18 protein-coding genes are annotated in these 15051 nt (G+C 64.9%); all 18 read left to right on the top strand.

The annotated features are described in order from the left end of the window. The first annotated feature begins 28 nt into the window (after positions 1–28). A complete protein-coding gene (gene rpoC, locus AB3X07_RS17910) occupies positions 29–4246 on the top strand; it encodes a DNA-directed RNA polymerase subunit beta' (protein ID WP_369940048.1) in 4218 nt (1405 codons plus the stop codon). A gap of 230 nt (positions 4247–4476) precedes the next feature. Next, entirely contained in the window at positions 4477–4851 is a 375-nt protein-coding gene (rpsL, locus tag AB3X07_RS17905; protein ID WP_003469157.1) for a 30S ribosomal protein S12, read from the top strand. A 12-nt stretch (positions 4852–4863) separates the two neighbouring features. Next, complete coding sequence (gene rpsG / locus AB3X07_RS17900) at positions 4864–5331, top strand: 30S ribosomal protein S7 (RefSeq protein ID WP_048490049.1); 468 nt, start codon at positions 4864–4866, stop codon at positions 5329–5331. Positions 5332–5471: 140 nt separating this feature from the next. After that, entirely contained in the window at positions 5472–7562 is a 2091-nt protein-coding gene (gene fusA / locus AB3X07_RS17895; protein WP_369940047.1) for an elongation factor G, read from the top strand. 90 nt (positions 7563–7652) lie between these two features. After that, a complete protein-coding gene (gene tuf, locus AB3X07_RS17890) occupies positions 7653–8843 on the top strand; it encodes an elongation factor Tu (RefSeq protein ID WP_369940045.1) in 1191 nt (396 codons plus the stop codon). 473 nt (positions 8844–9316) lie between these two features. Beyond that, positions 9317–9652 (top strand): 30S ribosomal protein S10, encoded by a 336-nt coding sequence (gene rpsJ, locus AB3X07_RS17885; protein WP_003470680.1) that lies wholly within the window; start codon positions 9317–9319, stop codon positions 9650–9652. A gap of 11 nt (positions 9653–9663) precedes the next feature. Continuing rightward, positions 9664–10314, top strand: coding sequence for a 50S ribosomal protein L3 (gene rplC / locus AB3X07_RS17880; protein ID WP_010341590.1), 651 nt, complete (start codon positions 9664–9666; stop codon positions 10312–10314). A 12-nt stretch (positions 10315–10326) separates the two neighbouring features. After that, positions 10327–10932 carry a 50S ribosomal protein L4 gene (rplD, locus tag AB3X07_RS17875; RefSeq protein WP_048490092.1) on the top strand — a complete coding sequence of 202 codons (606 nt, stop codon included), beginning with the start codon at positions 10327–10329 and terminating at the stop codon, positions 10930–10932. Further along, a complete protein-coding gene (rplW, locus tag AB3X07_RS17870) occupies positions 10929–11228 on the top strand; it encodes a 50S ribosomal protein L23 (protein WP_010341592.1) in 300 nt (99 codons plus the stop codon). Before rplD ends, rplW begins: the two co-directional genes overlap by 4 nt. A gap of 10 nt (positions 11229–11238) precedes the next feature. Beyond that, positions 11239–12066 carry a 50S ribosomal protein L2 gene (rplB, locus tag AB3X07_RS17865; protein WP_369940044.1) on the top strand — a complete coding sequence of 276 codons (828 nt, stop codon included), beginning with the start codon at positions 11239–11241 and terminating at the stop codon, positions 12064–12066. A gap of 6 nt (positions 12067–12072) precedes the next feature. Continuing rightward, entirely contained in the window at positions 12073–12342 is a 270-nt protein-coding gene (gene rpsS, locus AB3X07_RS17860) for a 30S ribosomal protein S19 (protein ID WP_003470666.1), read from the top strand. Between the two features lie 12 nt (positions 12343–12354). Continuing rightward, positions 12355–12690, top strand: coding sequence for a 50S ribosomal protein L22 (gene rplV, locus AB3X07_RS17855; protein ID WP_003470663.1), 336 nt, complete (start codon positions 12355–12357; stop codon positions 12688–12690). A 17-nt stretch (positions 12691–12707) separates the two neighbouring features. Then, positions 12708–13442, top strand: coding sequence for a 30S ribosomal protein S3 (gene rpsC / locus AB3X07_RS17850; RefSeq protein ID WP_003470660.1), 735 nt, complete (start codon positions 12708–12710; stop codon positions 13440–13442). Between the two features lie 5 nt (positions 13443–13447). Next, positions 13448–13861 carry a 50S ribosomal protein L16 gene (gene rplP / locus AB3X07_RS17845; RefSeq protein WP_003470657.1) on the top strand — a complete coding sequence of 138 codons (414 nt, stop codon included), beginning with the start codon at positions 13448–13450 and terminating at the stop codon, positions 13859–13861. Then, positions 13861–14046, top strand: a complete 186-nt coding sequence (rpmC, locus tag AB3X07_RS17840; RefSeq protein ID WP_010341597.1) for a 50S ribosomal protein L29 — start codon at positions 13861–13863, stop codon at positions 14044–14046. Before rplP ends, rpmC begins: the two co-directional genes overlap by 1 nt. 11 nt (positions 14047–14057) lie before the next feature. Further along, positions 14058–14327: a 30S ribosomal protein S17 gene (gene rpsQ / locus AB3X07_RS17835; RefSeq protein WP_369940042.1), complete on the top strand. Its 270-nt coding sequence runs from the start codon at positions 14058–14060 to the stop codon at positions 14325–14327. Between the two features lie 14 nt (positions 14328–14341). Further along, positions 14342–14710: a 50S ribosomal protein L14 gene (rplN, locus tag AB3X07_RS17830; RefSeq protein WP_003486699.1), complete on the top strand. Its 369-nt coding sequence runs from the start codon at positions 14342–14344 to the stop codon at positions 14708–14710. A 15-nt stretch (positions 14711–14725) separates the two neighbouring features. Further along, positions 14726–15043 carry a 50S ribosomal protein L24 gene (gene rplX / locus AB3X07_RS17825; RefSeq protein WP_369940041.1) on the top strand — a complete coding sequence of 106 codons (318 nt, stop codon included), beginning with the start codon at positions 14726–14728 and terminating at the stop codon, positions 15041–15043. Positions 15044–15051 lie beyond the last annotated feature (8 nt).

The following is a 15051-nucleotide window of genomic DNA, read 5'->3' as shown; positions in this document are numbered from 1 at the left end:
CGCTATTCCCGATTCCCGGAGAAATCAAATGAAAGACCTGCTCAACCTCTTCAACCAGCAGCGCCAGACGCTGGACTTCGACGCGATCAAGATCGCGCTGGCCTCGCCGGACCTGATCCGTTCGTGGTCCTTCGGCGAAGTGAAGAAGCCGGAAACCATCAACTACCGGACCTTCAAGCCCGAGCGTGACGGCCTGTTCTGCGCCGCCATCTTCGGCCCGATCAAGGACTACGAGTGCCTGTGCGGCAAGTACAAGCGCATGAAGCACCGCGGCGTGGTCTGCGAGAAGTGCGGCACCGAAGTGACCCTGGCCAAGGTGCGCCGCGAGCGCATGGGCCACATCGACCTGGCCTCGCCGGTCGCGCACATCTGGTTCCTGAAGTCGCTGCCGTCGCGCATCGGCCTGATGCTGGACATGACCCTGCGCGACATCGAGCGCGTGCTGTACTTCGAAGCCTACGTGGTGACCGAGCCGGGCCTGACCGCCCTGGAGCGCCGCCAGTTGCTGACCGAAGAGCAGTACCTGACCGCGCGCCAGGAGCACGGCGACGACTTCGACGCCGCCATGGGCGCCGAGGCGGTGTACGAACTGCTGCGCACCATCGACCTGCAGTCGGAAATGACCCGCCTGCGCGAAGAGATCGCCGGCACCGGCTCGGAAACCAAGCTCAAGCGGCTGACCAAGCGCATCAAGCTGGTCGAAGCCTTCCTCGAATCGGGCAACCGCCCGGAGTGGATGGTGATGACCGTGCTGCCGGTGCTGCCGCCGGATCTGCGCCCGCTGGTGCCGCTGGACGGCGGCCGCTTCGCGACCTCCGATCTGAACGACCTGTACCGCCGCGTCATCAACCGCAACAACCGCCTGCGCCGCCTGCTCGAGCTGAACGCGCCGGACATCATCGTGCGCAACGAAAAGCGCATGCTGCAGGAATCGGTCGATGCGCTGCTGGACAACGGCCGTCGTGGCCGCGCCATCACCGGCACCAACAAGCGTCCGCTGAAGTCGCTGGCCGACATGATCAAGGGCAAGCAGGGCCGGTTCCGCCAGAACCTGCTCGGCAAGCGCGTGGACTACTCCGGCCGTTCGGTGATCGTGGTCGGTCCGACCCTGCGCCTGCACGAGTGCGGCCTGCCGAAGAAGATGGCGCTGGAGCTGTTCAAGCCGTTCGTGTTCGCCAAGCTGCAGCGTCGCGGCCTGGCCACCACCATCAAGGCCGCCAAGAAGCTGGTCGAGCGCGAAGAAGCCGAAGTCTGGGACATCCTGGAAGAGGTGATCCGCGAGCACCCGGTGCTGCTGAACCGCGCGCCGACCCTGCACCGCCTGGGCATCCAGGCGTTCGAGCCGGTGCTGATCGAAGGCAAGGCGATCCAGCTGCATCCGCTGGTGTGTACCGCGTTCAACGCCGACTTCGACGGCGACCAGATGGCCGTGCACGTGCCGCTGTCGCTGGAAGCGCAGCTGGAAGCGCGCGCGCTGATGATGTCCACCAACAACATCCTGTCGCCGGCCAACGGCGAGCCGATCATCGTGCCGTCGCAGGACGTGGTGCTGGGCCTGTACTACATGAGCCGCGCCCTGGAGAACAAGAAGGGCGAGGGCATGGTGTTCGCCAACATCGCCGAAGTGAAGCGCGCCTACGACAACCGCGTGGTCGAACTGCACGCCAAGGTCAAGGTCCGCATCACCGAGACGGTGATCGACGAGGACGGCAACCGCAGCAAGAAGACCTCGATCGTGGACACCACGATCGGGCGCGCGCTGCTGGCCGAGATCCTGCCGGAAGGCCTGCCGTTCGCGCTGGCCAACACCGAGCTGACCAAGAAGAACATCAGCCGCCTGATCAACTCCAGCTACCGCCAGCTGGGTCTGAAGGACAGCGTCGTGTTCGCCGACAAGCTGATGTACACCGGCTTCGCCTACGCCACCCGCGCCGGCGTGTCGATCGGCATCGACGACATGCTGATCCCGTCGGAGAAGAAGGGCATCCTCGGCGAAGCCGAGCAGGAAGTGCTGGAAATCCAGGAGCAGTACCAGTCCGGCCTAGTCACCGCCGGCGAGCGCTACAACAAGGTCGTGGACATCTGGTCGCGCACCAACGAGCGCATCGCCAAGGCGATGATGGACACCATCGGCACCGAGAAGGTGGTCAACGCCAAGGGCGAGACCATCGACCAGAAGTCGATGAACTCGCTGTACATCATGGCCGACTCCGGCGCGCGTGGTAGCCAGGCGCAGATTCGTCAGCTGGCCGGCATGCGCGGCCTGATGGCCCGCCCGGACGGCTCGATCATCGAGACGCCGATCAAGGCGAACTTCCGCGAAGGCCTGAACGTGCAGGAGTACTTCAACTCCACCCACGGCGCGCGTAAGGGTCTGGCCGATACCGCGCTGAAGACCGCCAACTCCGGTTACCTGACCCGTCGCCTGGTCGACGTGGCGCAGGACGTGGTGATCACCGAGCCCGATTGCGGCACCACCGACGGCCTGACCATGACCCCGATCGTGGAAGGCGGCGACGTGGTCGAGCCGTTGCGCGACCGCGTGCTCGGCCGCGTGGTGGCCGAGGACGTGTTCCTGCCGGGCAACGACGAGGATCCGATCGTCACCCGCAACACCCTGCTCGACGAGCAGTGGGTGGCCAAGCTGGAAGAGGCCGGCGTGCAGTCGGTCAAGGTCCGCTCGACCATCACCTGCGAATCGGCGTTCGGCGTGTGCGCGCGTTGCTACGGCCGCGACCTGGCCCGTGGCCACCTGGTCAACATCGGCGAAGCGGTCGGCGTCATCGCCGCGCAGTCGATCGGCGAGCCGGGTACCCAGCTGACCATGCGCACCTTCCACATCGGCGGCGCGGCCTCGCGTGCGGCGGCGGTGGACAACATCACGGTCAAGACCACCGGTTCGATCAAGTTCAACAACCTCAAGTCGGTCGAGCACGCCAACGGCTCGCTGGTGGCGGTGTCGCGTTCGGGCGAACTGTCGGTGCTCGACGGCCACGGCCGCGAGCGCGAGCGCTACAAGCTGCCGTACGGCGCCACCATCACCGCCAAGGACGGCGACGCCGTCAAGGCCGGCCAGTCGGTGGCGAACTGGGATCCGCACAACCACCCGATCGTGTCGGAAGTGGCCGGTTTCATCCGCTTCATCGACTTCATCGACGGCGTCACCGTCATCGAGAAGACCGACGAACTGACCGGCCTGGCCTCGCGCGAGATCACCGATCCGAAGCGCCGCGGCACCCAGGCCAAGGACCTGCGCCCGATCGTGCGCATCGTCGACGGCAAGGGCAACGACCTGACCATCCCGGGCACCGATCTGCCGGCGCAGTACCTGCTGCCGCCGCGCTCGATCGTCAACCTGCAGGACGGCGCGCCGGTGGGCGTGGGCGACGTGGTCGCGAAGATCCCGCAGGAAGCGTCCAAGACCCGCGACATCACCGGCGGTCTGCCGCGCGTGGCCGATCTGTTCGAAGCGCGCAAGCCGAAGGATCCGGCGATCCTGGCCGAGCGCTCGGGCATCATCAGCTTCGGCAAGGACACCAAGGGCAAGCAGCGCCTGATCATCAAGGACACCGACGGGTCGGAGCACGAAGAGCTGATCCCGAAGTACCGCCAGATCATCGTGTTCGAAGGCGAGCACGTGGCCAAGGGCGAAACCGTGGTGGACGGCGAGCCGAGCCCGCAGGACATCCTGCGCCTGCTCGGCGTGGAGCCGCTGGCCGCCTACCTGGTCAAGGAAATCCAGGACGTGTACCGCCTGCAGGGCGTGAAGATCAACGACAAGCACATCGAGGTCATCACTCGGCAGATGCTGCGCAAGGTCGAGATCACCGACCAGGGCAACAGCAAGTTCCTCAATGGCGAGCAGGCCGAGCGCCAGCGCGTCATCGAGGAGAACGCCCGCCTGCTGGCGCGCAACGAGCTGCCGGCCAAGTACGACCCGGTGCTGCTGGGCATCACCAAGGCCTCGCTGGCCACCGAGTCGTTCATCTCCGCGGCCTCGTTCCAGGAGACCACCCGCGTCCTCACCGAGGCGGCGGTGCGCGGCACCAGCGACACGCTGCGCGGTCTGAAGGAGAACGTGATCGTGGGTCGCCTGATCCCGGCCGGTACCGGCTTGGCGTACCACAGCCTGCGCCGCCGCAATGCCAGCGGCCTGACCGAGTCGGAGATGCAGACCCTGTCCGGCGGCAGCGCCGAACCGGCGGTCGAGACCCCCGCAGCGGCCGCCGCCGGCAGCGAAGAGTAAGCAGTCGGCCGGAGACCGGTCCCGCCCGCGGGGCCGGTCTACCAAGCGGAAGGGGGCGCAGCGGAAGCGCCCCGTATTCCGGCCCCGGATGGGCCAGCAAGTAAAAATTCCGTTGAGTTGACGGCGCTTTGACTTGCCCGCTATACTTTCCTGTCTCGGCAGGCCGTCCTTCGGCCTGCCTTCGTTTTCACGCATCCAGGCCCCACGGCCTCAATCAGAAGAATCCACTGATGGCGACGATCAACCAGCTGGTCCGCAAGCCGCGGCAGGCGACCACCTACAAGAGCGCCTCTCCGGCGCTGGACAAGTGCCCGCAGCGCCGTGGCGTCTGCACGCGCGTGTACACCACCACCCCGAAGAAGCCGAACTCGGCCCTGCGTAAGGTCGCCAAGGTGCGCCTGACGAACCAGGAAGAGGTCATCAGCTACATCGGCGGCGAAGGCCACAACCTGCAGGAGCACTCCGTGGTCCTGATCCGCGGCGGCCGCGTCAAGGACCTGCCGGGCGTGCGCTACCACACCGTGCGCGGTTCGCTCGACGCCGCCGGCGTCGCCAAGCGCCGCCAGGGCCGTTCCAAGTACGGCGCCAAGCGTCCGAAGAGCTAAGGGAAAGTACTCATGTCTCGTAAAGGTAATACGCCGCAGCGCGCCGTTCTCCCGGATCCCAAGCACGGGAGCGAAACCATCGCCCGCTTCATCAACATGGTGATGCTGAGCGGCAAGAAGTCGGTCGCCGAAAAGATCGTCTACGGCGCGATGGACGTCATCGGCGAGAAGAACCCCAACGCGGTCGAGCTGGTGCAGAAGGCGCTGGACAACGTCGCTCCGGCGGTCGAAGTCAAGTCGCGTCGCGTCGGCGGCGCCACCTACCAGGTGCCGGTCGAGGTGCGTTCCTCCCGTCGCATGGCGCTGGCGATGCGCTGGCTGATCGACTCGGCGCGCAAGCGCGGCGAGAACTCGATGCCGCGCAAGCTCGCGGCCGAGCTGGTCGACGCCTCGGAAAACCGTGGCGGCGCCATCAAGAAGCGTGAAGAAACCCACCGCATGGCGGAAGCGAACAAGGCGTTCGCGCACTACCGCTGGTGACCTTCCGGGCCTTGGAAACGGGGCCCGTCAGCACTATCTAGAAGTGCTGCTAGCTGCGCCATCGAGCGCCGCACAAATCCGAAGGCCGCCGCAAGGCGGCGTTCGGCCATCCGCAATCCAAGAATTCTGAGAGGCTCCCTGTGGCCCGCAACACTCCCATCGAGCGTTACCGCAACTTCGGCATCATGGCCCACATCGATGCCGGCAAGACCACCACCTCCGAACGCATCCTGTTCTACACCGGCGTCAGCCACAAGATCGGCGAGGTGCATGACGGTGCCGCGACGATGGACTGGATGGAGCAGGAGCAGGAGCGTGGCATCACCATCACCTCCGCCGCGACCACCGCGTTCTGGAGCGGCATGGACAAGTCGCTGCCGCAGCACCGCTTCAACATCATCGACACCCCCGGGCACGTCGACTTCACCATCGAAGTCGAGCGTTCGCTGCGCGTGCTCGACGGCGCGGTGTTCGTGCTGTGCGCGGTCGGCGGCGTGCAGCCGCAGTCCGAGACCGTGTGGCGCCAGGCCAACAAGTACGCGGTGCCGCGTCTTGCCTTCGTCAACAAGATGGACCGCACCGGAGCCAACTTCGATAAGGTGGTCGAGCAGCTGAAGTCGCGCCTGGGTGCCTACCCGGTGCCGATGCAGGTGCCGATCGGCGCCGAAGACGGCTTCGAGGGCGTGGTCGATCTGGTCAAGATGAAGGCGGTCCATTGGGATACCGCCTCGCAGGGCACCGTGTTCGAGTACCGCGAGATCCCCGCCAATCTGGCCGACAAGGCCGCCGAGGCGCGCGCGTTCATGGTCGAGGCCGCGGCCGAAGCCAATGAAGTGCTGATGGACAAGTACCTCAACGAGGGCGAGCTGTCCGAAGAGGAGATCATCAATGGCCTGCGCGAGCGCACCCTGAAGGTGGAAGTGGTGCCGGTGTACTGCGGCACCGCGTTCAAGAACAAGGGCGTGCAGGCGATGCTCGACGGCGTGATCCAGCTGCTGCCGTCGCCCAGCGACCGTCCGCCGGTCAAGGGCATCGACGAGGACGACAAGGAAGACAGCCGTCCGGCCACCGACACCGCGCCGTTCTCGGCGCTGGCGTTCAAGATCATGACCGATCCGTTCGTGGGCTCGCTGACCTTCTTCCGCGTCTACTCCGGCACGCTGAACTCCGGCGACCAGGTGTACAACCCGGTCAAGTCGAAGAAGGAGCGCGTGGGCCGCATCCTGCAGATGCACTCCAACAACCGCGAAGAGATCAAGGAAGTGCGCGCGGGCGACATCGCCGCGGCGGTGGGCCTGAAGGACGTCACCACCGGCGACACGCTGTGCGCGCAGGACAACATCATCATCCTGGAGCGCATGGTGTTCCCGGAGCCGGTGATCTCGATGGCGGTGGAGCCGAAGACCAAGTCGGACCAGGAAAAGATGGGCATCGCGCTGAGCCGTCTGGCGCAGGAAGATCCCTCGTTCCGCGTCAACACCGACGAGGAATCCGGCCAGACCATCATCCGCGGCATGGGCGAGTTGCACCTGGAAATCATGGTCGACCGCATGAAGCGCGAGTTCAACGTCGAAGCCAACGTCGGCAAGCCGCAGGTGGCCTACCGCGAGACCATCCGCAAGGCGGTCAAGCAGGAAGGCAAGTTCGTGCGCCAGTCCGGCGGTAAGGGCCAGTACGGCCATGTCGTGCTCGAGATCGAGCCGCAGGAGCGCGGCAAGGGCTACACCTTCGAGAACGCGATCGTCGGCGGCGTGGTGCCGAAGGAATACATCCCGGCGGTGGACAAGGGCATCCAGGAAGCGGTGGCCAACGGCGTGATGGCCGGCTACCCGATCGTGGACGTCAAGGTGCGCCTGATCGACGGTTCGTACCACGACGTCGACTCCTCGGAAATGGCGTTCAAGATCGCCGGCTCGATGGGCTTCAAGGAAGGTTTCAACAAGGCCAATCCGGTGCTGCTGGAGCCGATCATGAAGGTCGAGGTCGTGACCCCGGAAGACTACCTGGGCGACGTGATGGGCGACGTCAGCCGTCGTCGTGGCATCCTGCAGGGCCAGGACGACAGTCCGTCCGGCAAGGTGATCAACGCGATGGTGCCGCTGGGCGAGATGTTCGGCTACGCCACCACGCTGCGCTCGATGTCGCAGGGGCGCGCCACGTTCTCGATGGAGTTCGACCACTACGCCGAAGCGCCGGCCAACATCGCCGAGTCGGTCATCAAGAAGAGCTGAGATTAGCGAGACGGGATTCGGGACGCGGGCATCGCCAGTCCCGGGTCCCGGCTCCCTGTCCCCATTACGAATTGGAAGGTAGAAAACATCATGGCAAAGGGTAAGTTCGAGCGCACCAAGCCGCATGTCAACGTCGGCACCATCGGTCACGTCGACCACGGCAAGACCACGCTGACGGCGGCGCTGACCAAGATCGGCGCAGAGCGCTTCGGCGGCGAGTTCAAGGCGTACGACGCGATCGACGCGGCGCCGGAAGAGAAAGCGCGCGGCATCACGATCTCGACCGCGCACGTCGAGTACGAATCCCCGACGCGCCACTACGCGCACGTGGATTGCCCGGGTCACGCCGACTACGTCAAGAACATGATCACCGGTGCGGCGCAGATGGACGGCGCGATCCTGGTGTGCTCGGCCGCGGACGGCCCGATGCCGCAGACCCGCGAGCACATCCTGCTGTCGCGCCAGGTCGGCGTGCCGCACATCGTGGTGTTCCTGAACAAGGCCGACATGGTCGACGACGCCGAGCTGCTCGAGCTGGTCGAGATGGAAGTGCGCGAGCTGCTGAGCAAGTACGACTTCCCGGGCGACGACACCCCGATCATCCACGGTTCGGCGCGTCTGGCGCTGGAAGGCGACCAGAGCGAGATCGGCGTGCCGTCGATCCTGAAGCTGGTCGAGGCGCTGGACTCGTTCATCCCGGAGCCGCAGCGCGACGTGGACAAGCCGTTCCTGATGCCGGTGGAAGACGTGTTCTCGATCTCGGGCCGCGGCACCGTGGTGACCGGCCGTATCGAGCGCGGCATCATCAAGGTGGGCGACGAAATCGAAATCGTCGGCATCCGTGCGACGCAGAAGACCACCGTGACCGGCGTGGAAATGTTCCGCAAGCTGCTGGACCAGGGCCAGGCGGGCGACAACGCGGGCCTGCTGCTGCGCGGCACCAAGCGTGACGACGTGGAGCGCGGCCAGGTGCTGTGCAAGCCGGGTTCGATCAAGCCGCACACCGAGTTCGAAGCCGAGGTGTACGTGCTGTCGAAGGACGAGGGCGGCCGTCACACCCCGTTCTTCAAGGGCTACCGACCGCAGTTCTACTTCCGTACCACCGACATCACCGGCGCGTGCCAGCTGCCGGAAGGCGTGGAGATGGTGATGCCGGGCGACAACGTCAAGATGGTGGTGACGCTGATCAACCCGGTGGCGATGGACGAAGGCCTGCGTTTCGCGATCCGCGAAGGCGGCCGCACCGTCGGCGCCGGCGTGGTGGCCAAGATCATCAAGTAATGCCTCCGGCGGCGTAGGCCGCCGCTTGAATCGCCAGCGACCGCGGTCGCCGGCATCGCGAAGGGTCGGCGCAAGCCGGCCCTTCGTCGTTTCCGGGCATGCACCGATTCTTGCGGTTTGTTGCCGTGTGGTGTTGCGGAGGCGTGAAGTCGTCGCTATAATGCGCGGCTCGGCGTTCCTGGGTAGGGCGCCGGATATATCGCGAAAAGAGAGGCAGGATGCCCCTCGTGTTCGCCAGACCGGGAAGGTCGCGCTGCATGGAGCACTCAACGGCCTCGCGCTGTTGACGGTGCTGTAGTTGCGCACTATACTTTTCCGTCTGGGCAGGCCGGGTAACTGGTCTGCCCCAGTTTTTGGGCGGAGGAATGGCCCTCGCTGGCAGGACGCTCGGCGGTACACGTCGTCAGGAAATATTCGGGGCAGGTATCCCAGAGGCCTTGCCCGTCGCTCTTTTAACGAAGGAACCCACCGCCATGGCGGAGCAAAAGACCGGTCAGAAAGCGGATCAGAAGATCCGGATCCGGCTGAAGGCGTTCGATCATCGTCTGATCGACCGTTCGGCCAGCGAGATCGTTGAGACGGCCAAGCGGACCGGCGCGCAAGTGCGCGGCCCGATCCCGCTGCCGACCAAGATCGAACGCTACACCATCCTGGTTTCCCCGCACGTCGACAAGGACGCGCGCGACCAGTACGAGACCCGCACGCACAAGCGCGTGCTCGACATCATCGGCCCTAACGACAAGACCGTGGACGCGCTGATGAAGCTCGAGCTCGCGGCGGGCGTCGATGTCCAGATCAAGTTGACCTGAGGACTACGACCATGACGAAGAAGTATTCGTTGGGCTTCGTGGGCCGCAAGGCCGGCATGAGCCGCGTCTTCACCGAAGACGGCCGCTCCATCCCGGTGACCCTGATCGAAGCGACCCCGAACCGCATCACCCAGCTCAAGACCGTCGAAGCCGACGGCTACAGCGCCGTGCAGATCACCGTGGGCGCCCGCCGCGCCGCGCTGGTCAACAAGCCCGCCTCCGGCCATTTCGCCAAGGCGAAGGTCGAAGCCGGCCGTGGCCTGTGGGAGTTCCGCGTCGAGGACGCGCAGCTGGGCGAGTTCGCCGTCGGCGGCGAGATCAAGGCGGACATCTTCGCCGTCGGCCAGAAGGTCGACGTGCAGGGCGTCACCAAGGGCAAGGGCTTCCAGGGCACGATCAAGCGGCACAACTTCCGCATGGGCGACGCCACCCACGGTAACTCGCTGTCGCATCGCGCGCCGGGTTCGCTGGGTCAGCGCCAGACCCCGGGTCGCGTTTTCCCGGGCAAGAAGATGTCCGGCCACATGGGCGCGGTGCAGCAGAGCACGCAGAATCTGGAAGTGGTCAAGGTCGACGTCGAGCGTGGCCTGATCGCCATTCGCGGCGCGGTGCCTGGCGCTGCCGGTGGCGACGTGATCGTGCGTCCGGCTAGCAAGGCATAAGGAGAGATGACGATGGAACTCGTTATCACGGGTAGCAACAACAAGGTCTCGGTCTCCGACGCCGTGTTCGGCCGCGATTTCAGCGAGGATCTGGTTCACCAGGTCGTCGTCGCCTATCGCAACGCCGGCCGCGCCGGCACCAAGGCGCAGAAGACGCGTTCGGAAGTCAACGGCACCACCAAGAAGTCGAAGAAGCAGAAGGGCGGTGGCGCTCGCCACGGCGCGCTGACCGCTCCGATCTTCGTCGGCGGTGGCGTGACCTTCGCGGCCAAGCCGCGCAGCTTCGAGCAGAAGGTCAACCGCAAGATGTATCGCGCGGCCATCTGCGCGATCCTCTCGGAACTGAACCGCCAGGGCCGCCTGATGGTCGTCGACGCGTTCGACGTCGAGGCCAGCAAGACCAAGGGTCTGATCGAGAAGCTGAAGGGTCTGGAAGTGGGCAAGCGTCCGCTGATCGTGACCGAAGAAGCGTCCGAGCATCTGTACCTGTCGGCCCGCAACCTTCCCTACGTGGAAGTGCGTGACGTGCAGGGCCTGGATCCGGTGTCGCTGGTCGGGGCCGACACGGTCGTGATCACCGCCGATGCGGTCAAGAAGGTCGAGGAGTGGCTGGCATGAGCAGCAACGAAAAAATCTTCAGCGTGCTGCGCGCTCCGCGTGTCTCCGAAAAGACCGCGCGCCTGCAGGAACTCTCCAATCAGTACGTCTTCGAGATTTCGAACGAAGCCACCAAGGCCGATGTCAAGGCCGCGGTCGAGCAGCTGTTCGACGTCAAGGTCGAGTCGGTCAATGTGTTGAACGTCAAGGGCAAGAACAAGTCCTTCCGTTCGCGCAGCGGGCGTCGCGGCGATTGGCGCAAGGCGTACGTGCGTCTGGCCGAAGGCCAGTCCATCGACGTAACGGCCAAGGCCTGAGGTCCATCCCATGCCATTGATGAAATTCAAACCCACTTCTCCCGGCCGTCGTTCGGCCGTGCGCGTGGTCACGCCCGACCTGCACAAGGGCGCGCCGCACGCGGCGCTGCTGGAACCGCAGGGCAAGTCCGGTGGTCGTAACCACCACGGCCGCATCACCACCCGTCACGTCGGCGGTGGGCACAAGCAGCACTACCGCGTCATCGACTTCAAGCGCAACAAGGAAGGCATTCCGGCGCGCGTGGAGCGGATCGAATACGATCCGAACCGCACCGCCCACATCGCCCTGCTGTGCTACGTCGACGGCGAACGTCGCTACATCATCGCGCCGAAGGGTCTGAAGGCCGGCGACCAGGTGATCGCGGGTTCGGATGCGCCGATCAAGACCGGCAACACCCTGCCGCTGCGCAACATCCCGGTCGGTACCACCGTCCACGGGATCGAGCTGAAGCCGGGCAAGGGCGCGCAGATCGCGCGTGCTGCCGGTGCCGCGGTGCAGCTGGTCGCGCGTGAAGGCATCTACGCCACCCTGCGTCTGCGCTCCGGCGAAATGCGCAAGGTGCCGGTCGAGTGTCGCGCCACCATCGGCGAAGTCGGCAACGACGAGCACAACCTCGAGAAGCTGGGCAAGGCGGGTGCCAAGCGCTGGCGCGGCGTGCGTCCGACCGTTCGCGGTGCGGCCATGAACCCGGTCGACCACCCGCACGGTGGTGGTGAGGCCAAGGCCGGTCAGGGTAATCCGCATCCGGTCACCCCGTGGGGTGTCCCGACCAAGGGTTACAAGACGCGCCATAACAAGCGCACCGAACAATTCATCGTCCGCGATCGTAGGGGCTAATCGACCATGGCACGTTCACTCAAGAAGGGCCCGTTCGTCGATCACCACCTCGTCAAGAAGGTGGAGGCCGCGGCCGGCAGCAAGCGTCCGATCAAGACCTGGTCGCGACGTTCGATGATCCTGCCGGAGATGGTGGGTTTCACCATCGCCGTGCATAACGGCAAGAACCACGTTCCGGTGCTGGTCAACGAGAACATGGTCGGCCACAAGCTCGGCGAATTTGCCGTCACCCGGACCTTCAAGGGTCACGGTGGCGACAAGAAGTCGAGCCGGTAAGGAGAGATGACGATGGAAGCGAAAGCAATCCTGCGCACCGCGCGCATCTCCCCGCAGAAGGCCCGCCTGGTCGCCGACCAGGTGCGCGGTCTTTCCGCCGAGCGGGCGGTCAACCTGCTGAAGTTCTCGGACAAGAAGGCTGCCCACCTGATCAAGAAGGTGGTGGAGTCGGCGATCGCCAATGCCGAGAACAACCAGGGCGCGGATGTCGACGAGCTGAAGGTCAAGACCATCATGGTTGATGAAGGTCCGACCCTGAAGCGTTTCATGGCGCGGGCGAAAGGCCGCGGTACCCGCATCCTCAAGCGCACCAGCCACATCACTGTGGTTGTGGGCGCCGCCAAGTAAGCGGAAAGGAAAAGACGATGGGTCATAAAGTTCATCCGATTGGAATCCGCTTGGGTGTCTCCAAGGACTGGAATTCCAAGTGGTACGCCAACAAGGGCGAGTTCGCCGGTTACCTGGCGGCCGACCTCAAGGTTCGCGAAATGCTGCGCAAGAAGTTGGCGCAGGCGGGCATCAGCAAGATCCTGATCGAGCGTCCGGCCAAGACCGCGCGCGTGACGATCCACACCGCCCGTCCGGGCGTGGTGATCGGCAAGCGCGGTGAGGACATCGAGAAGCTGCGCAAGGAAGTGAGCGAGATGATGGGCGTCCCCGCCCACATCAACGTCACCGAAGTGCGCAAGCCGGAGCTGGATGCGCAGCTGGTCGCCGAGTCGATCGCGCAGCAGCTGGAGCGTCGCATCATGTTCCGCCGCGCGATGAAGCGCTCGGTCGGCAACGCGATGCGCCTGGGTGCCCTGGGCATCAAGGTCAACGTCGCCGGCCGCTTGAACGGCGCGGAAATCGCCCGTTCCGAGTGGTACCGAGAAGGCCGCGTTCCGCTGCACACGCTGCGTGCCGACATCGACTATGGCTTCGCCGAAGCCAAGACGACCTACGGCATCATCGGCATCAAGGTCTGGATCTACAAGGGCGAGATCTTCGATTTCTCCCAGGTTGGCCAGGAAAAGCAGGACGATTCCCCGCGCAACGATCGTAACGATCGCGGCGACCGTGGCGACCGTCCGTCGCGTCCGGCCCGTGAAGCGAGGTAACGGCAATGTTGCAACCCAAGCGAACCAAATACCGCAAGATGCACAAGGGTCGTAACGACGGCCTGGCGTGGAGCGGCAACGCCGTCAGCTTCGGCGAGTACGGGCTGAAGGCCACGGCGCACGGTCAGCTGACCGCGCGCCAGATCGAGGCGGCGCGCCGCTCGATCAGCCGCTACGTCAAGCGCGGCGGCAAGATGTGGATCCGCGTGTTCCCGGACAAGCCGATCACCAAGAAGCCGATCGAAGTGCGAATGGGCTCCGGTAAGGGTAACGTCGAGTACTGGGTCGCCCAGATCCAGCCCGGTCGCATGATCTATGAAATCGAAGGCGTCGGCGAAGATGTCGCGCGCGAGGCGTTCCGCCTGGCCGCTGCCAAGCTCTCGGTGACCACCACCTTCGTGACCCGGACGGTACGCTGATGGACATCAAACAACTCCGCGAGAAGTCGGCCGACGATCTGAAGGCCCATCTGACCGATCTGCGCAAGGAGCAGTTCGCCCTGCGCATGCAGCAGGTCACCGGGCAGCTGCCGAAGACTCACGAAACCCGCCGGGTGCGCCGCGAGATCGCTCGCGTCAAGCACCTGCTCGGCAGCACGAAGTAAGGATGGCCGCGATGAGCGACAATAACGAAAGCAAGACGCTGCGCACGGTCGAAGGCCGCGTCGTCAGCAACAAGATGGACAAGACCGTCACCGTGCTGGTGGAGCGTCAGGTCAAGCATGCGCTGTACGGCAAGTACATCAAGCGCTCGACCAAGCTCCATGCGCACGACGCCGACAACGCCTGCAACGAAGGCGATGTGGTGCGCGTGACCGAGATTGCGCCGATGTCCAAGACCAAGAACTGGCGGGTGGTCGAAATCGTCACCCGTTCGGCCGAATAAGGGAGATCTGAATCATGATCCAGATGCAGAGCTACCTCGACGTCGCCGACAATTCCGGTGCCAAGGAAGTGATGTGCATCAAGGTGCTCGGCGGCTCCAAGCGCCGCTACGCGCACATTGGCGACATCATCAAGGTCACCGTCAAGGACGCGATCCCGCGCGGCAAGGTCAAGAAGGGCGAAGTCTACGATGCCGTCGTGGTGCGTACTCGCAAGGGTGTGCGTCGTCCCGACGGTTCGTTGATCCGCTTCGACGGCAACGCTGCGGTGTTGCTCAACAACAAGCAGGAGCCGATCGGTACGCGCATCTTCGGGCCTGTGACCCGCGAGCTGCGTTCCGAGAAGTTCATGAAGATCGTCTCGCTCGCTCCCGAAGTGCTGTGAGCGGAGGACATACACATGGCTAACCGTATCAAGAAGGGCGACCAGGTCGTCGTCACCACCGGCAAGGACAAGGGCAAGCAGGGCGAAATCGTCCGCGTCGACGGCGACCGCGTGGTCGTCTCCAACGCGAACATCGTCAAGCGCCACACCAAGCCGAACCCGCAGGCGGGCGTCGCCGGCGGCGTGGTCGAGCGCGAAGCGTCGATCCATATTTCCAACGTGGCGATCGTCAACCCGGCGACGGGCAAGGGCGAGCGCGTTGGCTTCAAGGTGCTGGAGGATGGACGCAAACTGCGTGTGTTCCGCTCCAGCGGTGAGGCGCTCGACGCCTGAGGAATGAC

It is taken from the genome of Xanthomonas sp. DAR 35659 (genome assembly GCF_041242975.1).
Lineage (GTDB): Bacteria > Pseudomonadota > Gammaproteobacteria > Xanthomonadales > Xanthomonadaceae > Xanthomonas_A > Xanthomonas_A medicagonis.
Note: the sequence above shows the minus strand (reverse complement) of the source record. Positions and strands in the feature narration are given on the sequence as shown.